16 protein-coding genes are annotated in these 20,666 nt (G+C 40.6%); 4 read left to right on the plus strand and 12 right to left on the minus strand.

Translation table 11 applies throughout. The features are described from left to right. Window positions 1-251 precede the first annotated feature (251 nt). Window positions 252-398 (plus strand): hypothetical protein, encoded by a 147-nt coding sequence (locus RMY00_RS02310; protein ID WP_322646029.1) that lies wholly within the window; start codon window positions 252-254, stop codon window positions 396-398. 130 nt (window positions 399-528) lie between these two features. Here RMY00_RS02310 and rpsU read toward each other — a convergent pair whose 3' ends face one another. Further along, a complete protein-coding gene (gene rpsU, locus RMY00_RS02315) occupies window positions 529-720 on the minus strand; it encodes a 30S ribosomal protein S21 (protein WP_322646030.1) in 192 nt (63 codons plus the stop codon). A 119-nt stretch (window positions 721-839) separates the two neighbouring features. Next, a complete protein-coding gene (locus RMY00_RS02320; protein ID WP_322646031.1) occupies window positions 840-1,157 on the minus strand; it encodes an RNA-binding protein in 318 nt (105 codons plus the stop codon). A gap of 318 nt (window positions 1,158-1,475) precedes the next feature. On the opposite strand from RMY00_RS02320, the gene RMY00_RS02325 reads away from it, so the two are divergent. Next, window positions 1,476-2,870 carry a TldD/PmbA family protein gene (locus RMY00_RS02325; protein ID WP_322646032.1) on the plus strand — a complete coding sequence of 465 codons (1,395 nt, stop codon included), beginning with the start codon at window positions 1,476-1,478 and terminating at the stop codon, window positions 2,868-2,870. A 63-nt stretch (window positions 2,871-2,933) separates the two neighbouring features. On the opposite strand, the gene RMY00_RS02330 is transcribed toward RMY00_RS02325, so the two are convergent. Beyond that, window positions 2,934-3,089 (minus strand): transposase, encoded by a 156-nt coding sequence (locus RMY00_RS02330; protein ID WP_322646033.1) that lies wholly within the window; start codon window positions 3,087-3,089, stop codon window positions 2,934-2,936. A gap of 128 nt (window positions 3,090-3,217) precedes the next feature. Between RMY00_RS02330 and RMY00_RS02335 the strand changes: the two genes are divergently transcribed. Together RMY00_RS02335 and RMY00_RS02340 are read left to right on the plus strand one after the other, a co-directional pair. Continuing rightward, entirely contained in the window at window positions 3,218-3,385 is a 168-nt protein-coding gene (locus RMY00_RS02335; RefSeq protein ID WP_322646034.1) for a hypothetical protein, read from the plus strand. Window positions 3,386-3,716: 331 nt separating this feature from the next. Beyond that, entirely contained in the window at window positions 3,717-5,156 is a 1,440-nt protein-coding gene (locus RMY00_RS02340) for an NHLP bacteriocin system secretion protein (RefSeq protein WP_322646035.1), read from the plus strand. Between the two features lie 114 nt (window positions 5,157-5,270). On the opposite strand, the gene RMY00_RS02345 is transcribed toward RMY00_RS02340, so the two are convergent. From RMY00_RS02345 to RMY00_RS02385, 9 genes are all read right to left on the minus strand, one after another. Continuing rightward, window positions 5,271-6,578, minus strand: coding sequence for an NF041680 family putative transposase (locus tag RMY00_RS02345; protein WP_322646036.1), 1,308 nt, complete (start codon window positions 6,576-6,578; stop codon window positions 5,271-5,273). Window positions 6,579-7,062: 484 nt separating this feature from the next. Beyond that, window positions 7,063-11,661: an NHLP family bacteriocin export ABC transporter peptidase/permease/ATPase subunit gene (locus RMY00_RS02350; RefSeq protein WP_322646408.1), complete on the minus strand. Its 4,599-nt coding sequence runs from the start codon at window positions 11,659-11,661 to the stop codon at window positions 7,063-7,065. 86 nt (window positions 11,662-11,747) lie between these two features. Beyond that, a complete protein-coding gene (locus tag RMY00_RS02355) occupies window positions 11,748-13,529 on the minus strand; it encodes a glycosyltransferase (protein ID WP_322646037.1) in 1,782 nt (593 codons plus the stop codon). Between the two features lie 120 nt (window positions 13,530-13,649). Beyond that, a complete protein-coding gene (locus RMY00_RS02360; protein ID WP_322646038.1) occupies window positions 13,650-14,972 on the minus strand; it encodes a glycosyltransferase in 1,323 nt (440 codons plus the stop codon). An 84-nt stretch (window positions 14,973-15,056) separates the two neighbouring features. After that, window positions 15,057-15,914 (minus strand): hypothetical protein, encoded by an 858-nt coding sequence (locus RMY00_RS02365; RefSeq protein ID WP_322646039.1) that lies wholly within the window; start codon window positions 15,912-15,914, stop codon window positions 15,057-15,059. Between the two features lie 189 nt (window positions 15,915-16,103). Beyond that, window positions 16,104-17,003, minus strand: a complete 900-nt coding sequence (locus RMY00_RS02370) for a glycosyltransferase family 2 protein (RefSeq protein WP_322646040.1) — start codon at window positions 17,001-17,003, stop codon at window positions 16,104-16,106. 35 nt (window positions 17,004-17,038) lie between these two features. Continuing rightward, on the minus strand, window positions 17,039-18,196 hold the full coding sequence (locus RMY00_RS02375) for a glycosyltransferase (protein ID WP_322646041.1): 1,158 nt from the start codon (window positions 18,194-18,196) through the stop codon (window positions 17,039-17,041). 939 nt (window positions 18,197-19,135) lie between these two features. Then, on the minus strand, window positions 19,136-19,300 hold the full coding sequence (locus RMY00_RS02380) for a hypothetical protein (protein ID WP_322646042.1): 165 nt from the start codon (window positions 19,298-19,300) through the stop codon (window positions 19,136-19,138). Between the two features lie 642 nt (window positions 19,301-19,942). After that, the gene (locus tag RMY00_RS02385) at window positions 19,943-20,641 is read right to left on the minus strand and encodes a class I SAM-dependent methyltransferase (RefSeq protein WP_322646043.1); all 699 of its coding nucleotides are present in this window, start codon (window positions 20,639-20,641) and stop codon (window positions 19,943-19,945) included. Window positions 20,642-20,666 lie beyond the last annotated feature (25 nt).

Below are 20,666 nucleotides of genomic sequence, written 5' to 3' on the forward strand. Positions count from 1 at the left end.
GGTTCTATTCTTAAACTAAAGCCTTCTCAAATAACTTTGAGATGGCTTTTGTTTTTCCTGAAATATAGTGCGTTACAAATGTTCTCACATGCATATCAGTGGTGCAGGGGATGACCACCCTTTTCGCTTCTGAAATTAGATGAGCGAGGATTCTTTATTGAGCATTACTGAGAGGATGTTTGGAAAGTCAAAAAAAGCTTTAGTAACGATAATCTGTCAGTAGATAAAAATGCGACAGCGTGACTAGAGCCATGTCTAAATCATACCCAAGTGACTTGACTTATGGAACAATGGGAATTGCTATCGAGCTTCTATTCCACCAGAAAATTCAGCGTGTCGTCCTCGCTGTGTTGATTACAGTTCGGGGACACACTGTTATTTACATGCCCATCCTATAATCAGTAATGCCTTTGCCAAAACCTACCCTTTAAATTTACATCTAGCAGTATAGCGATCGCCTCTTCGACAGACAGTTAATAATCTAATGAGAAAGTGTGTTAGTGTACCTTAGTATAAGTATCGCTTATTTCAATTGGTACGGAAATTTCTCTTACGTTGTTTGTGCCTTGCAACTTCTTTACGTTTGTGTTTTTCTAAAGGCGTTTCAAAGTGACGATGCTTTCTCATGTCTGGAAAAATACCTGCTTTAGAAACTTCTCTCTTAAATCGACGTAAGGCTGACTCAATTCCTTCATTTTCGCCCACAAATACTCGGGTCATTTTCATCTCCTACTTAATTGGTACTGGGCATTTTTAGCTATCCAATAGACCGAAGCGCAAAAAGGGCAGATAATGAATCTGCCCTTAAGACGTTAAAACTTAGTTTTTAATCTTAAAGCTTAGTAGCGTCCTCGGTTGTATCCACCACCGCCGCCGCCGCGACGATCCCCACCACCAAAGGAACCACTTCTGTCTTCCTTGGGTTTAGCCTTGTTCACTTTGAGATCGCGTCCCATCCATTCAGCACCATCAAGAGCTTCAATAGCAGCTGTTTCTTCAGCTTCTGTACCCATCTCTACAAAAGCAAAGCCGCGTGGACGGCCTGTTTCACGGTCAGTAGGCAACTGAACCCGTTTTACAGAACCATGTTCAGCAAAAACAGATGTGAGGTCTTCTTGTGTGACCTCGTAGGATAGATTACCTACATAAATTGACATGCGTTATCTCCAAAATCATAGGTGTGTAGAGATTTAGATTTCGGAGACAAGCTTGTTAAGACCAAAAGGGAAAAGCCTGTCAATACTAAAAACAAACGCTGTAACCGAATTTTATTCTCACCTAATTACCTTAGCACATCATTGAGTTCTTACCCACCGTAACTTAGAAGTACTAAAGATTAGGTATGGGGCATTGGTTCTTCTCCTTGTCTCTCTGATCTTCTCTTACCCCTTAATGAGCAACTCCTAATATTGAGTAGCAGAGATTCCCCAATTAATTGCAAAATAAATGCAGTTAGTCATTGTTACTAATTGAAAATGCCGACTACACTTGCTGACGCACAAAATTTACTTTCTGACCTGATCGCCCGCTACTCTGAGCGTGTAGATTATCTGATGATTCGCCTTGAAGAAGCAGAAGGGACTGATATCTTGTTGCGTGGCGACAAGGTAGAAACCCTAAGCGAAGGCATCTCCATTGGTGGACATATTCGCGCTTGTTATAAAGGTGGATGGGGTTTGAGCTGCTTTAACCAACTGGCGACAATCGAAGATCGCATAGAAGAAGCGATCGCTGCGGCGCGGATGGTTGGTGATGAAGAAACTTTACTTGCACCTATTGACCCGGTGCAAGCAGTATGCGTTCTACCCCTAAAAGGCACTGATCCCCGACAAATCCCACTCTCGCAGAAAAAACAATTATGCGATCACTATACTGAATTGCTCAAAAGTGTTGATCCCCGGATTACCACTACCTCGGTGCGTTACGGTGACAGCGCCCAAAAAGTGATCATAGCGACCTCAGAAGGCACTTTGATCGAGCAATCTTGGGTGGATATGGAAATGCGCTTTGCTGCTACTGCCAGAAATGGCGAAACCGTACAAACTGGACGGGAAACTACTGGCTCTCGCAAAGCTTATGAAGATTTAACTGATTTGGATGAACAGGTAAAAAGTTCGGCTCAAAGAGCGATCGCAGCTTTATCTCTGCCATCGGTAAAAGGCAACACTTACACCGTAGTCATTGATCCTATTCTTACGGGTTTGTTTGTTCACGAAGCTTTTGGACATCTTTCTGAGGCCGATATGGCTTACGAAAACCCCGATCTGTTGGAAGTCATGACCATCGGACGGCGGTTTGGCCCAGAAGAACTCCAAATTTTTGATGGTGCTGCCCCAGAGGGACATCGTGGTAGCTATTTTTATGATGATGAAGGCACGCCTGCTACTACTACTCAACTAATTAAAGATGGAGTTTTAGTTGGACGTTTACATTCTCGTGAAACCGCAGGCAAATTGGAGGAAGCGCCTACGGGGAACGCACGCTGTCTCAACTATCACTTTACTCCAATTGTGCGGATGACAAATACCTGGATTGAACGGGGTAACACATCAGTCAAAGACTTATTCACCGATATCAAAGAAGGAGTGTATGCCCGGAATTGGTTGGGTGGGATGACGAATGGAGAAATGTTCACCTTCAGTGCTGGGGAAGCGTGGATGATTAGGAACGGCAAAATTGCTGAACCAGTGCGGGATGTAACGCTTTCAGGAAATGTATTCCAAACTCTAACGGATATTGAGGCAATTGGTAATGATTTTTACTGGGATGAATCTGGCGGTTGCGGTAAGGGAGGGCAAAATGGTTTGTCAGTAGGTTGTGGTGGCCCTAGTCTGCGAATTCAAGATGTAGTGGTTGGTGGGGAAACGTAAACCTTACCCAACCGTTGTAGCATTAGGTCTGTATTATATAAGTTTGTAGTAAGCACTAAAGAACTAGCTGACTCCTTCTACCAGGACATAGAAAATTGCGTTCATAACTTCCCATATATCGACTTCACGCTTGCGACCAGCAGGTTTTGGTTCTGGAATTAGGTCACTCAGAAATTCATATTGAGCGCGGGTGAGGTTGCTGGGGTATGCTTTACTCATGTTGCTCTCTTGGTGCTGTCTATTATCTATTCACAGCTTATACTGAGAGAGCTTTTTTACTACATTCCCTACTTTTCAAATATCCTCTCAGCCCTAGCTTCTAATTTAGCGATCGCGCCAGCCCTGAGTTGTCAAATCGTTGGCGTGATCGCATTGCACAAGGAAGATTATCTTTTAATCTTGGTAATAAGAGCAGTATTTGGCGACAGATGATAGAAGAACTATGGACAGCTTACCGCCAAGCCCTAACAGAAATGTCGGTGATGGAACTGAAAGACTGTAAAAAAGCCATTTAGCAAAATATAGAAAAGCCTGATGTGATGCTGGAAATTCCTTTAGGAGTAGACATTATCCAAGGTGCTAATTAAATTCAGTATTTTTCTTAGTGAAGAGACAATTGTATATTTAGCTATAGTATTACTTAGTTAGTCAAGTGAGAAAATTGAGTTTAGTAGGATGTTTTGAAGTAACGCTTGATTATGCTGTTGATAAGCTGTAAGTTGATAAACGATAGATAATTTAAGATCCTTTAAAGTCAGCATTCACATGAAGCTAATTATTTCTTTAACTGTAATGGATTGGTATTAATAACGGCAAAACAGTCAATTATATACTAAATAATATTTAGTGAATAATCCTAAAAATAATTTGTTCCGCAAAGAGGCTTTAGAACGCGCTTCTTCTCCAGAAGAATTAGACCAAATCATGCAGGTAGTCAGTCCTCAAAAGTGGCTACCTCTATTCGCAGTTGGTTTGTTAGTGGCAGCGGGTTTTTTTTGGAGTATTTTAGGAAGAATCCCAATTACAGTCACGGGTACTGGAATAATCGTTTACCCTAGTAAGGTTGCGTCTTTCCAATCGCCAATCGCAGGTAGGTTGCGAACAGTAAATGTCAAAGTTGGCGACTTTGTTAACAGAGGAGATGTACTAGCAACGTTAGATCAAAGCGAACTGCTTAAGCAGCTACAACTAGTACGAGACAAACTGACGCAACTGCAACAACAGGGACGTGATGTTAACTCCTTACAACAACGGCGGCAAGGTGTAGACAAGCAGGCAATTGAACAGCAACGCCAAAGCTTGCAGCAAAACTTGCTCTCAACAAAGAAGCTAACATCAATTTTAAAGGAGAAAGGACTAGACTCAATTCAACAAGATCGGATTAGCCAAATACAAAGCTTGCAAGCTACAGAGCAATTGCTACCGACTTTTAAACAAAGATTAGATAAACGCCAGCAACTATTCCAACAGGGAGCAATTTCTGGTGATACAGTACTCCAGGCGCAGCAAGACTACTTAAACACAGTTAAACAAATTAATGAAGCGCGATCGCAACTCAAGCAACTGGATGTCAAAGAAGCAGATGCCGAAAGACAATATCTAGAAAACTTGAACTCAATTAAAGATTTGCAAGCGCAGTTAAAACAACTAGATAGCAAAGAGGTGACATCAGAACAACAGGACTTAGAAGCTGACACTAACCGTAAACAAGAAATTCAGGAAGTCCAACGAAATATTGCTCAATTAACAGTGCAATTAGTAGAGAACAGCCAGATTAAAAGCAGTTACACTGGAAGAATTTTAGAAATATCTGCAACACCAGGGCAGGTTGTATTACAAGGTACACCAATTGGAGCGATCGCTGCTCAACAAGCATCAGATCAACCCGTAAGCGTAGCATTTTTCCCTGTTGGTGATGGTAAGAAAATTCAACCAGGAATGAAGATACAAATCACGCCTAGCACAGTGCAACGAGAACGTTTTGGTGGAATAATTGGCTCTGTTACCGATATTTCAGCTTATCCAGTGACTAAAGAGAGTGTATTAAGTGTAGTAGGCAATTCCGAGATCGTCCAAGGGTTTATGGCACAGGGGCCACAAATTCAGGTTACTGCCCGACTACAACCAGACGCTAACACCTTCAGCCAGTACAAATGGTCTTCTTCTCAAGGGCCTGAGTTGAAAGTAACTCCTGGAACTACTACTACTGTACAAGTCACTGTAGAAGAGAGGGCCCCGATTACGTTTGTCCTACCGTTGTTCCGCTCTTGGAGTGGCATTAATTGATACTGAGAATCAGGAAGCTAGGGTAATTACTGGAGTTTAGACTAAGCCATCCAAAAATACCCAGCAGTGCTGAGTTAATGAGAGACGGAATGATATTATGAATAATCTTGAGTATTAAACCGCAACTGATGGTTCTTTACGTGGTGGAGTTACTGTTTTTTTAACAATTGGGCATCGGTTTTTACGGTGACGCTTTTTTCCTGTTTGCCAGCCAGGGGACTTTCCGCGAGGTTTGGGTGCGCTTGTTGGAGTACCAATCACCGCAAAAACTCCTCCCATAGCTTGAGCAACTCGCCCAGGGGTCAATTTATCGGAGGATTTCTGCCAAGGTAAAGGATTATCAGTCACGATATCACGGGCTAACCACAATTCCCAAGTCATGAGGGGCATCAGGTCACTCCACCGTTCACACTGCTTAGGAGTACTAAACTTGGGCACAGTCCAATGTAAACGTTGCTTTAGAAAGCGATACCAGTGATCAATTGTAAAGCGGCGCAAGTAAAGTCGCCAAACTTCTTCTATTGGAGGCATTTCTTCTCCTACCCAAGCTAACCACAGAGGTTTTGATACTCGTTGATTACCTTGTTCGTCAATACGTTCAACTCTTAAAAGTGACATCGGGCGTGTCACTGCTTTACGGAAATGCAGATTTTTCCACAGGCTAACGCATACCCGTTTTAGTTTGGGATCGTCTACCTCGAAGACAGATGCTGCTTCACCCCATGTTGTTGGTTCATTCAACTTGAATTTATCACCATGTTTTCTGGGACAGCCCTTGCCAGAATAAGCTCCTGGTTCACCCCATAAACACAAATTTGAACGCAACCGGACTAGAATATCGACTGCAATGTTAGCTGTCTTTAAGACAAAAGGCGCACATCCATACTGACTGTCCCAAACTGAAATCGGTCTGGTGGGTAAATGCTCACATACCTGTTTTAGCTGCCAAATTGCTTTCTCTATTGGGCTTTCCCAACTAGCTATGCGCTCATGTCTCAAGGGTAATGCCCAACTACCTGAATCTTCTGGTATCCAAGCAATTGTACTGTATCCTTGACCAAGGGTAATTGGTTTATTTCCGGCTATGGATGTGCCACTATGCTCATAAGTTCGCTCTTGCAACGTTACTGCATCTGGGCGTGACCAGTTTGTATGATCTCCTGCTAACAACAGTCGTCCCTTGAGGGGTATCTGTTTGATGTATAACTGCATCAGTTTCTGTCGCTGCGGTCTGCTATCTTGTAGCGCTTCATAAATACTTGACCACTTGCGTCTGAATACTGGTGATAAAGATAAGTCTGCTAATGAATAAACATTGCGAGTCAGCAATATGGCATCTGTCAATTCAAAAGTTGCGTCCTTCGCTCTACCTAAATATTTGTAGGCTACTTGACGAAACTCTTCAAGTCTGGCATTTTTCATGTTGGTAGGTGAGTAATGGTAGTTCTTTTCTCACCTTCCGCCAAAAGGGGGACTGTATTCAATCAGACACCCCTTTTTTCTTGCTCATTCTCCATCTAGTTTCAGATTTAAGATAATGATTATCATTATTGTATTTAAATTTCACACATACATATTACATATTTATCGAAAGTCGCGGATGTTTTGAGGCTGAAAAGATAATATTTTTAATCTGTAGTTCTATTTGATTTGCACTCTCTCATATGGCTTTTAGTCTAAACTCCAGTAATTAGAGATGTAGCTCTACGATTATTTTCTGTAATTCCCGGTAGCCTCTTGTTCTGCTCAATAATTATCTCTACAGTTCTTCTTTCGACAACTGGCTTAAGCTTTCTCGATCTAATTCTTGAGACAGGTTTTGATTCATATTTGCGATACTCCTCCTCAAGTGTCCCCTTTGCCAAGAACCCATATTTTGACTTTTTTGGACATTTTATGGTATAAATCACATCATCTGTCGAACCATCAACTGGGCAAACAATCCTTCCCTAGTTGCCAACTCTTGAAAAGTTCCTTGTTGTATAACCCGGCCTGCTTGAAGTACATAAATGCGATGAGCGTTGCAGATGGTACTAAGCCGATGAGCAATAACGATTCTAGTGACTTTCAATTTATCCAAGCTTTGACTAACTACGGCTTGGGTTGTGTTATCGAGCGCACTAGTAGCTTCATCAAACAGTAAAATCTTAGGTTTGAGTGCTAATGCTCGTGCAATCAATAGCCGTTGTCGTTGTCCACCAGAGAGATTAGTACCGCCTTCACTTACGACTGTATGCATCCCCATTGGCATGACAGCAATATCATCTGCTAAACCCGCCATTTGAGCCGCTTCCCAAGCTTGGTCAATCGTAAGGCCTGCACCACTGGTAATATTATTAAAAATAGAAGCTGACATCAGCCGACTATTTTGCAGTACAACACCTAATTGACGGCGCACAGCATGAATATCCACAGAGGCTAAATCTTGTCCGTCGTAGTAAACCTTGCCTAATTGGGAGGATTCAAACCCTAAAAGTAGTCTTAATAAAGTTGATTTACCGCTGCCAGAAGGACCAACAATCGCAATAAATTCTCCAGCTTGAGCATGAATACTAATATTATCTAATACCAAAGGAAGATTATTAGCATAACGAAAGCTAACACGCTCTAGAGCTAATGAGCCTGAAAGTTTTCTGGGATCTGCTTGGTTAAAGTTAATTTCCGGTTCTGCAATTAGAATTGGTTTAGCTCGTTGCCACAAAGGCAAGATTTGCAAAACTTCTACGACTGCACTGCTGAGGCTAGTTACTCCATTGATAAAAGTGCCGAAAGCAACATTAATTGCTAGAAAAGTACCAATAGATAAGCGAGATTCGCCCAACGCCTGGGATTGTGCAATTAAGCCAGTAGCAGACCAAAACAGAGCCGCAGTCGTTAAGGTAGGTAGTACTTTATTGATCACAGCAAGACTATCTTTAATACCTTGCGTACTAAGCATTAGTTTTAGTTGCTGAGTATACTGTTGACCCCAATAAGCAAAGGCACGAGTTTCAGCTTTGGCGATTCTGAGTTTAGCTACTCCATTAATCAACTGTATAACCATGCCAAAAATTTCACCTTCATACTTTAATCCCGAGCGAGCTTGACGGACGATCGCAATACCGAAGCTGATAGTCACAGCAGTATTTATCAGTGCGACTGCACAAGCTAATAGAGCTAAGGAAAAATTGTAGTAGAACAATAATCCGAGATTGAGCAACGAAAACAAGCTAGAAAGGATTGATTTTAAGATTGTATTACCCAATCTTTTGTGAATTTGATTAATAGCTGTGACTCTAGAATTTAAGTCACCAACTGAAAAAGAGCGGAAAAAAGAAAGCTTGAGATTGAGTAATCGATCCCAAACTGCTACTTGAGTAGAGGAAGTTGCAAAAGTTTCTAGCCTAATCGTAGCCAGCCCTTGAGTTAATTGAAACAACGTTGCGCCTACATTAGCAGCCACTAATCCAAAAGCAACTTGACCCAGTAAAGCGCGATTTCCATCAGGGATAGCTTTGTCAATCAAAATAGCTGTAGCTTGAGGCGTGAGCATTCCTAATGAAGTAACTGTAATTCCCGTCAAGAAAATTACAATCAACTCTCTATAATGGCGTTGGAAAGCAAACTGAAGTAAATCTAGAACTTTGAGATGTTTCTGGCTTAAAGGTCGATAAAATATGTAAGCATTTGGAATTAGTGTTGCTGCTGTACGAGCATCTACAGGGACAGAGGTTTGTTCGCCAGGCGCATAGAGTTGATAACGGGTATTAGACGTTGGTAACAATGCCACTGGCAACTTGGTCTTTTCGGTATATGCCAATATCGGGCCGTAATCCTGTCGCCACCAGTTGTCTGGCAACTTAATTTGCCGCACTCGGATACACGAAGCGCGAGCAAGAGCCTCTACAGAGTCTTTAATTTCCTGGGAATCTTCGGAAATTGCTGGGGGACGAATTTCAATTCCTAAAGCTCTGCCTACAGCACCAGCCGCGACTAATAAAGCTTGCTGGCTGTCAGTTAAATAGAAATTTGTATTCAACGTTGAGCGATTAGTTACTTTATCTGACCTTGGTTGCAGTACAGATGCTAGTTCTGTCAAGGTTTGTGTCATTAACTCACGATCAAGGCGTTCCTTTGACTCTAATCTGAGTAATTCTGCATCTATCTCTTGTGTAGGATTTTTGATAGCATCTATCTCGGTTGAAGAAGTGCAAGAAATACAGAAATCGTCAGTAAAATTAGTTGCTGCTATTGAGACAATACTAGATTCAAACTCAAGGTTTTGTTCGCTACGAATAAATTGCAAGTATGGGCCTTCAATTTTCTGTAATTGCTCATGAGTTCCTTGTTGAACTATCTTTCCGTGTTCGAGAACAATAATTTCATCGCAATCTCGAATAGTGGAAAGTCGGTGTGCGACAATGATGCAAGTGCAACCACGCGCTTGCAAATTATTACTGACTTGGTTTTCAGTTTCGGCATCTAAGGCACTGGTAGCTTCATCTAAAATCAGAATGCTAGGATGATTAACCAAGGCACGCGCAATTTCTAAGCGTTGTCGCTGACCACCGCTGAGATTAGCAGCACCCTCTAACAGGTCTGCATTATATCCTCCTGGTAGAGAAACAATCACATCATGAATCTGAGCATCTTGACAAGCTTGAACTAAGTCTTTGTTGAGTATAGTACTGTCCCAAAGTGTTAAGTTATCCTTGACACTGCCAGCAAAGAAAAAGATTTCTTGGTCTACCACAGAAATAGAATTAACTAATACCTGGCGCTCAATTTGTTCTCTAGGTTCGCCATCGAAGTAAATTTCTCCTTGCCAGGGTTCGTAAAGTCCACACAAAAGTTTGGCAATAGTAGACTTACCACAACCACTAGCACCTACTAAAGCAACTCGCTGCCCTTTTTTGACACAGAGATTAAAATTTTCTATTATCGGTGGAGCTATTTGGCTGTAGCCAAAGGTGACATTCCGTAATTCAACATCCCCTCTTAGTTTAAGCAGAGGAGCAGGGGGCAGGGAGTAAGAGAGAGAATCTTTCCCCCTGCCCCCTGCCCCCTGCCCCAATTCCTCTCCCCTGGCTCTTTTCGGTTCTAACTGCGGGTCAATTGGGTTATGTAAAACATCGTCAAGGCGCTTAAGATTGCCTTCCATCTCTTGCAAGTCAGTTCCTAAGTCAACCAGATTATTGACAGGCTCAAGAAACCTTTGCATCATGCCTTGGAAAGCAACTAACATGCCGATGCTCATGGCTCCATCCATGACTCGCAAACCGCCGAAAGCTAATATGAGCAGAGATGCACTAGCTGACAGAAATGTTGGTAAAATTCCTAGTGCTTGGTTTGTTACTTCCAATTGTTGACGTATATTGATCGCTTTGGTGTAGTTACCAGCCCAGCGAGAGAAAAAATATGACTCTAATCCAGATGCTTTGAGCGTCTCTATACTTTGAAGAGCAGAAATTTCTATGCCTTGGACTTTTCCATACTCTTGTATTAGTTTAGTATTCGTATCTGTGCGATGCCTTCTTACCCATTGCAAAGTAAGTAGGTTTATAGCGACAAAGGCGATCGCAATTAAAGTCAGCAATACATCGTATTGCAACATTACTATTACATATAGAAATATAGAAGCTGCTGCGATCGCACTAGTAGCTAACTTCCCAGAAAGCAAATCTGCTATACTATCGTTAAGTTGTATACGACTACTGATTTCTCCTGCAAATCGCTGATCGTAAAAACTGATGCTCAGGCGTAAGATATGCCAGAGGAATTGACTTTTCATGCTGGCGGACAGCTTGACTTTTAACTGACGCAGAAACTGCAACTTTAATAACGTTAAAAATCCATTGAGGGCAGCTGTTAAAATCATCCCTAAAATTAGCGGACGCAACCACTCATTTTTACCGCCAATTAACACACTATCTACAAAAACTTGAGAAAATACAGGCAGAGCTAATCCCGGAATGACTTGCAAAAAACCTGCTAGCACACAGTAAACTATAGCACCAACAGATCCTTGCAGACGTGACCATAAACTCAAGATAGTGCTAGGTTTTTGTCCCCCTGTTTGGAAACCTAAACCAGGCTCTAAAGCAAGCACAACTCCTGTGTAGGAGCCATTAAATTCTTTCCAAGAGACACTACGCCGTCCAGTAGCAGGATCGTTGAGATAAACTCGTTCCTTGCTTAAACCTTCTACAACTAACAAGTGGTTAAAGTTCCAAAATACAATGCAAGGAAGTTTGAGATGCCACAGTGCAGTTAAGTCTTTCTTGTAGCCCTTAGCGTTGAGTCCATAGCTTTTGGCTGCCTTGACAACGTTAAAAGCATTAACACCATCGCGTGATACTCCACAAGCTTGCCTAAGTTCTATCAGCGGGACAATGCGACCGTAGTATGCCAAAATAATTCCCAAGGCAGCAGCGCCACATTCTGCTACCTCCATTTGCAGTACAGTCGGAGTATGACAGCGCTTGCTTTTACGCCCTATTATCCTTTGGAGATTTTGCCACCACATCATATCTAGTTAATGCCACTCCAGGATTTTAAAAGCGGATTGCAACGGATAAGCGATCGCTCTTGGATTGCCCGCTCGCTTACTCATCACAGATGAAGTGATGAGTTGAGAGCCGGGAAACTAATTATCCACAACCATTCGTAGATACTATTAATACCACGGGCTTGCCGATATTTCTCTAAAACAAGCCGTGCTTTCTCACCTTGATAACGATCAATATAAAAATGAGCGAGGGTTAAATATTTACTATAAAAATTTTGGTCAAGTAGCTTGATGTCTAACTTCTTTAAATTTGGGTTGCGGCTGAAAGCCTTTTCTTGGACACGTATCTCATTAACTAACATCCGCTCTTTATTTTTTGACATACTGTTTGTAGACAGGCGATAAAAAGCTACAGGCTCATTCAAGAAATGAACAGGAAATTTTTCAATAATTCGCAGCCACAAGTCGTAATCTTCGCAAGAAGTTAATGTTTCATCGAACAAACCCACCTCATCGAAACATTCTCGACGGACTACCACAGTAGGCACTGGTATATAATCAATCATAAATAACATCCAATCCTGTAGGACACCAGATGGGTGACTTCCTTTTGGCCACATTTTGGAAGAAAACACACGATTATCCTTAAAATAGATCATATTTGAATAGACTAAACCAATATTTGGATTGGATTCAAAACAGGCAACCTGTTTTTCCAGCTTATATGGTATCCATAGGTCATCATCATCAACGAAGGCAATATATCGTCCCCGCGAAGCTATAATCCCTGTATTTCGAGCGGCAGGTAATCCTTTATTTTCTTGATGGATAACAGTAATCTTATCCTTGAATTGGGCTAAGACTTCTCTAGTATTGTCTGTGGAACCATCATTGACAACGATAATTTCATAGTCTGTGTATGTTTGTGCTAACACACTCTCAATAGTTTCTGAAACTAGATCGGCCCGTTGGTAAGTGGGAATAATGACGCTAACATTTGGCATAGTCTGAATTTGTGTTCGCTCTAATTCAACTTCTAGTTTTTTAATTTTTTGTTCTAAAGTACGAATATTTATCCAATCTTGAAAAGCTCCGCTCATGTCAAAAGGTTTTATCTTTTCAAGCCATGAATAATTAGGATATTTCCCAAGTGGTACTTCTCTTATATTAAGTTTCCTATAAATATATAATGTCTCAGGAAAGCAAGAACTAACTAGGGTGGGTCTATAAGTATCTAATACTTGATTATTAAGTAAAGATTCGTCATAAATATTTGAACTGGGAGTTCCTAAATTCAGTTGGAATTTTGCATTGATTGCATCTATAAAATCTTGAGTATTCTCAGCAATGCTATAAACACTAGCTAAAAGGCAACGATTAGGAAATTTATCATAAAACTCTATTAGCTTTTGATTATACTGTATCCACGTTTTTACTGGTATATGTGGATATTTAAAATATATGTCCTCACCTCGACGGTAGAGGGAATCTACCACCTCCCACGGTGAGCGGTAAATTAGTAAAAAATTAGCCTCTGGGAGTAAAGATTCCCAAAAATCTAAGAAAAGCGTAGTCCGCGGGTCTTTCCATCCCCAAATTGGAGCCTGTGAATTTTTGGCAATGATTTCTTTTGCTTTTTCTATATCCCGTTCATCTACATTAATTTGTTTGTCTATAGTCCACTGTTTATCCTTTAGTGTTTGTGACTTCAAAACCATTTGATGAAATTCAAGAAAGTCAATATTTTCAAAGAAGCCTTTAACATTATCCGGTCTTGCTTCTAACAGTCTTTGACCAATATTTAACCCCGCACTTTGAAGTAAAGATGCAGTAAAAGATGTACCAGAACGATGCATTCCGGTAATCACTAAAACAGATTGTTTCATCTGGTTAGTTTCCATAATACTTGGCTAAGGGAATGAATTCTATTGCGAATAAGGCTGTCAAAAAAGCAACGCTGTACTGTTTCGTGGTTTAAGAACTTCCCGTAAAAAGTCAGCTTAACACTACCTTGACAGCCAGTTCTCGATTAAGTCACAAGCTGTGATTAAACCCTGTTCAGCGTTAATTTTCTCACCAACTTCAACAGTCCGTCTTTTATAATCAGGTGTCAATACTTTTTTTTCTAAAACATTAGCAACTCTATCCGCTGTCAGCTTCTGTGAGTCCATAGCCGCTCCGACTCCTAATTTCTGCACCTGTAGGGCATTAAAAAATTGATCGAAGGCAAAGGGTTCCACCAGCAGCGGACAGCCATTACGCAGCGAACGCGCGATCGTCCCGACTCCGCCATGAGTAATCACGGCGGCGGCACGGGAAAACAACCAATCGTGCGCTACAAAACCATTTGCAAACATGACGTTATCCCAGTCGATGTCTGATGGTAAATGACTTTGATTAAAGTCTGCCCAGCCTTGGTGAATCAAAATTCGCCGACCCAATTTAGCCGCAGCCCGGACGTGAACTGACACAATTTCTTGGGGATTTTCCAGAGGCTGACTACTGTATGAAAGCACTAAAGGTTTAGGTTCCTGCTCAACAAATTCCCTAATCTCTTTGCTAGGTTCTTCATCTCTCCAATCGGAATCTTCATAAAACCAGAAACCTGTTTGATTTACTTGAGAATATTCTGGAGATAATTGGCTAAAATGAGGACTGGCAGCCAAAAGAAAGCGGTTTGATTTTTTGTTATCTAGCCACGAACTATGGTAATAAGATTTATCTTTAATTTTTGGGTTAGAATAGCACTGATAAAATGGAGTCACACAAGCTCGAACCCAACAAAGATCATAAGTATCTGCTATTTTAGATGCAAGTGAATCCTCGACAAAACAAGAAATTAACATATCTGCATCATCACATACTTCTAACAGACGGTACATGGCATCCGTTGCGTCATTTTTATGTTTCACAGATTTGGTTTTGTCTGGAGACTGTACTTTCAATGAAGGCAATTGGTTCCATAGCTGTGCATCACGTCGCAGTTCTTCAGGGCCCATCTTTAAGCGACCGCTAGTAACAGCTTCTAGTCCAGCTTTTAAAACATAGGAATGTACCGCCTCATTGACCACCATGCGTATTTTATGCCCTCTAGTTTTCAGGACTTTTGCAAGTTCAATATAAGGCAAGTTGTCTCCTAATGTACCGTAAGTTGTGATGACTATAGTACTCATGTCTAGGTAGTGTTGAAGGGGATTGGCGATCGGATTTAACGTGAGTTCGACGGATATAAAAAAACCATCTCCAAACCTTTCCACCACGGTGTGAGAGGTTTTGAAACCTTGATTTTTTCGTTCAAAACTCCAAAGATTTCTGCCTCTCTCCGACATGGAGAGGGGTTGGGGAGAAGTTCATCAAATTCACATGGGTTGAAATAAAGAAAGTCAAACAATGACCCAGCAGCAATCTCGTTGCTAAGATACACTTTTTAAAGAATCGCTCTTGGGGAGCGGAAATCTCTTGCGGGGTGCTGTAGGCTTGAAATCGAAGGAGGAGACACCCAGCGCTCTCAGGGTAGCCTGCTCCAGCAGTGATGGGTTTTTTGAACTTAAGTTCAGCGGTTCCTTTAGAGAGACCTGCGAGTTCATCACATACACAGGTTTTCCGGAGTAGTTGTAGCCACCAGCGTGAACCATAAACCCATGCATCAAATAGACATCGCCCATCTTGCCGATCAACTCAACGTACTCCTTACATGAGGCTGCTATCTCGTATATAGGATAATGAGGACGAAGGTGCTGCCACCCATATACGCCTTCAGGGTGCTGTGCCAGAAAGCGTGCAATCAGCGACACGCTCTCAGGTAAGATTATTGTTGCGCCGCCGTGCGATTCTATATCACAGCCAAGTACCAGAGGCACAAGCACTGTTTCTGGGCTATCTAGGAAGTTCAAGAAATAACCTCCGTCTCGGTGCCACATAGTCTCAGGTAGTTGCCATTGCCCCTCATCCGAATCCGGGTAGTATAAGTACTTGACAGCGAAACGGTTCCACAAATACTGTATTGACTTGATGTCAACGCGATCTAGTCCACCGACAAGTTCCCCTATTGCCTTGCACACTCTCGGTGCCATATCAGGAAAATAGTGAGCTTCAGTCCCCTCGAACTCAACGTATGGGTTAATCCATGTTTCTTGGTTATGAGGATCGTAGCCGATACGCTCCCAGGTCTGCTCCCGCATTTTAGCAAGCAAGTCGAGATTTTTGATGCCTCCCTCAATTAAAACATAGCCCTTTTCGACAAATTGCTGCTTTTGCTCAAGTGTTAACATATTAACTCTCCTTGTTCTCTATTGTCGGTCAAAGGAAAAATCAAAATCTGAAAAATCAAATTATGCGATCGCTCTGTGTCAAACAAACTTTTTCTTGATGCCATAAAAAATCAGGGTTTAGTCAATCCCAAACATCTGGGAAACTGATTTGCTCATTGCTACTACCTTGTAAATTTGCAATCCTCTGTATCACTGATGAGGTGATGAGTTGAGCGCAGGGAAACTAAGCTGCCACAACCACTTGTAGACACTGTTAATATTGCGGACTTGCCGATATTTATTTAAAACAAGCCGTGCTTTATCACCTTGATAATGATCAATATAAAAATGAGCGAGGGTTAAGTATTTACTATAAAAGCCTTGGTCAAGTAGCTTGAGGGGTAACTTCTTGATATTTGGGTTCCGGCTGAAAGCTTTTTCTTTGACACGTATTTCATTAAGTAATATCTGCTCTTGATTTTTTGACAAACTGTTTGTAGTCCAGTGATACAAACCCAAAGGCTCATTCAAGAAATGAACAGAAAATTTTTCAATAATTCGCAGCCACAAGTCGTAATCTTCACAATATTTCAACGTTTGGTCAAACAAACCCACCTCATCTAGACATTCTCGACGAACCAATACAGAAAGTATTGGTATAAAATTAAGTACAAATAACATCGAATCCTTTAGGACACCGGGTGGATGACTTCTTTTTGGCCATAAATCGGAAGAAAGCAGACGATTATCTTTAAAAAATACTATATTTGAATAGACTAAACCAATATTTGGATTGGATTCAAAACAGGCAACCTGTTTTTCCAGCTTATATGGTATCCATAGGTCATCATCATCAACGAAGGCAATATATCGTCCCCGCGAAGCTATAATCCCTGTATTTCGAGCGGCAGGTAATCCTTTATTTTCTTGATGGATAACAGTAATCTTATCCTTGAATTGGGCTAAGACTTCTCTAGTATTGTCTGTGGAACCATCATTGACAACGATAATTTCATAGTCTGTGTATGTTTGTGCTAACACACTCTCAATAGTTTCTGAAACTAGATCGGCCCGTTGGTAAGTGGGAATAATGATGCTGACATTTGGCATGGATTAATTACCTAATTACCCTCTTAACATTACCTTCACAACCAGTTCTCGATTAAGTCACAAGCTGTGATTAAACCCTGTTCAGCGTTAATTTTCTCACCAACTTCAACAGTCCGTCTTTTATAATCAGGTGTCAATACTTTTTTTTCTAAAACATTAGCAACTCTATCCGCTGTCAGCTTCTGTGAGTCCATAGCCGCTCCGACTCCTAATTTCTGCACCTGTAGGGCATTAAAAAATTGATCGAAGGCAAAGGGTTCCACCAGCAGCGGACAGCCATTACGCAGCGAACGCGCGATCGTCCCGACTCCGCCATGAGTAATCACGGCGGCGGCACGGGAAAACAACCAATCGTGCGCTACAAAACCATTTGCAAACATGACGTTATCCCAGTCGATGTCTGATGGTAAATGACTTTGATTAAAGTCTGCCCAGCCTTGGTGAATCAAAATTCGCCGACCCAATTTAGCCGCAGCCCGGACGTGAACTGACACAATTTCTTGGGGATTTTCCAGAGGCTGACTACTGTATGAAAGCACTAAAGGTTTAGGTTCCTGCTCAACAAATTCCCTAATCTCTTTGCTAGGTTCTTCATCTCTCCAATCGGAATCTTCATAAAACCAGAAACCTGTTTGATTTACTTGAGAATATTCTGGAGATAATTGGCTAAAATGAGGACTGGCAGCCAAAAGAAAGCGGTTTGATTTTTTGTTATCTAGCCACCAATTATGGTAATAAGATTTATCTTTAATTTGTGGGCTAGAATAGCACTGATAACATGGAGTCACACAAGCTCGAACCCAGCAAAGATCATAAGTATCCGCTATTACACCTGCAAGTGTATCCTGCTCAAAATCAGAAATTAATATATCTGCATCATCACATGCCTCAAACAGACGGTTCCAAGCGTGCAAAATGTTATGCTTGTGTTTCACAGATTTGGTTTTGTTTGGCGACTGTGCCCTCAATGAAGGTAATTGGTTCCATACTTGTGCATTACGTCGCACTTCTTCAGCACCAATCCTTGGGTGCCCCGTAGCAGCTTCCAGTCCAGCTTTTAAAACATAGGAATGTACCGCCTCATTTACCACTGTCCGTATTTTATGCCCTCTAGTTTTCAGGGCTTTTCCAAGTGCGATATAAGGCAAGTTGTCTCCTAATGTACCGTTACTTGTGATGACTATAGTACTCATGTCTAGGTAGTGGTAAAGGGGATTGGCGAGCGGGGATTGGGTTTAAATGAATCATGCGGATATAGGCTTGACGAGAAATTTTGCAAGGGGCAACAAAAACAACCTATCAATGCACTATTTTGAAACGAGCGGTATTCCCGAAAAGCCGTGCGAGAGACAGTCCTCCCCCTAAGCTTTTAACACTGGACAGCTAAGTTTAGCTTGGCTGATGCTTAAGATGCACAAAGCGCACACACTCGCATTCGCAATCGCCTGGTTGATTCTTTCAGAACTTTTCGAATAATAATTCTGAAATTTTCTCCGAAAGCAAGAGTTTTAAGCTTTTGACGATCGCCTGACATAATTAGCGATCGCTTAAAAATTTTCTTAGTTATACCGTTTTCATATCAAGATGCATCAAAAGAACTATCATCTACACTTTCTTGAAGGTTGCAATCCATTACTTGGAGCTTTTGTAACATTTGTGAGAAAGCGCTCACCAACCCCTAAACTCTCAATACTCTGTTACGCATTCTCAATAAGGCATCTACAAGTAATAAAATGCCCGACCGTTTCAATAATATCAGGACTTACACAATCGGCACATATTATTCTCGTGTTAAGAAGCAACAGTCATATCACGTCCTTTCTCTCCCTTTTCCCTTTTTCCCTTAACTGAGAAATATTGGGTTAAAAGAGACCAAAATATATAATGTGCAGCTTCACAGATAATTTATATGAACCCTATTTTGTCACTTGTGGAAAATCCAATAGCCTGAAATGTTATGGGGCTTTGGTTTCCAGCTTTTGTATATAAACTTTAGCTTCTATTAGAAAATAAAGTCTCAAATCTGGATTAAATCAAACTCTCAGGAATTAGCTGAGATTGTTGTTTTCCAAAAGTGACAAAACAGAGATTAAATTCATTGAGACTTTGCATTTAAACCCGGTTTATCTGCCTTATAAATGAATACGGGTGTGTACTCCGCCGCATCCACCTAAATCGAAATTCACGTCCGCTAATCCGGCTGCTATTATTTTCAATTCTTCCTCTGATAGTTCACCATCTAGAAGTTCACCATCCAGAATTTCTTCGTTGATGGGTTGTTCTTGTAAAGGTTCCATTTTTGTTTCTCCTTTTCCGATGTTGTTTATTAATTTGTTATTTTACCATGTATTAACCTACCACTTATTAACAGTATAGTCAAGGTTTTATACAAAACATCCTACTTTTCCCACTTTTACTAATTAAAAACATAATTTTATTAACTATTGATTACATTAATAAATATGAAAAAACTCTAGTTTTCACCTTTACTAACAGTATTTGCTAAACAATTTGATTGTAAAGAGCAAGTATACTAAGAGTAAACACTACCCATTCGGATTAAGCAACTCTCCATCCACAATCGCAATCCCCCTACTGCGGAAACTTCAGCAATAGTTTATTAATGAGAATCCTGCTTTGCAAGGTCATCATTCCAGCATTCTTGCAAATACTCAAAACCTGGGTTTTCTCCAAGTATCCCTGCGATCTTCACTTTCTCCATTCGCCAAGATATTATTAAGTAACAGAAAATCATTCATACTTTTGATGATTGCTTACTCGATATTAGTTCTAAAACTGAGCAAGAGGAACAAGAAGCACACGATTAAGTCAAAATATTATTCGCGGCTATTTCTCAGAAATAATATTTCTTCTTTTATTTTTGCAAAATTGGGATGTTCACGTCCAATATTTTACGTGAATGTAAATATAAATTTATGCTACTTTTTGAAAATAAATACATTAAAGCGATATGCATTATTTCCATAATTGGCAATATATTGATTTTCAATTTCTATGTTAACAGGTTCATTAACTAAAAGTTGGTGAAAATAATTTTTATCGTAGTATAAATGTTCTAAAAACTGATATTGCTTGTTATATTCTTCTTCTCCAATTGCTTCTCGTCTTCTGTCCATATCTTCTTCTTTTCTAGAAAGGTTGGGAATATCCAATATTCCAATGCTTTTTCTCGCTAATTTAAGCATTATTTTAATAACTTTGGCAGTATAATCATAATCGTGAAAATACAAAAATACGCCATTAGCAATTACAAGATCAAATTGTTCTTCTCTATGAATATCAATAGCTTCACAAGCTTTAATATCAGCTTGAGGCATAGCAGATAAAGCAATTTTAACTAAATTTTCTGCATAATCAATTCCTGCTACTTTGTGTCCTTTTTGGTAAAAGGGATAAAGAAAAGCACCTGAACCACAGCCGACTTCAAAGATAGAATCTTGTGATTCAATTTTTAACTTAGTAACTATGCCTTCAAAATACTCCATCCATGCTTCGGTTTGACTTAGCTGACCAAATGGTGAACTAAAACCATCAATGGCAATTAACTGTTCTAAGATAGGTTTATCTGCTGAAGATATTTGTCTATTATTCCAAATTTTTTGCCAATTGTTTATCATAATTATTTACCTGCTAATTTACAAA

The organism is Nostoc sp. ChiVER01 (assembly GCF_034531155.1).
Classification (GTDB): domain Bacteria; phylum Cyanobacteriota; class Cyanobacteriia; order Cyanobacteriales; family Nostocaceae; genus Nostoc.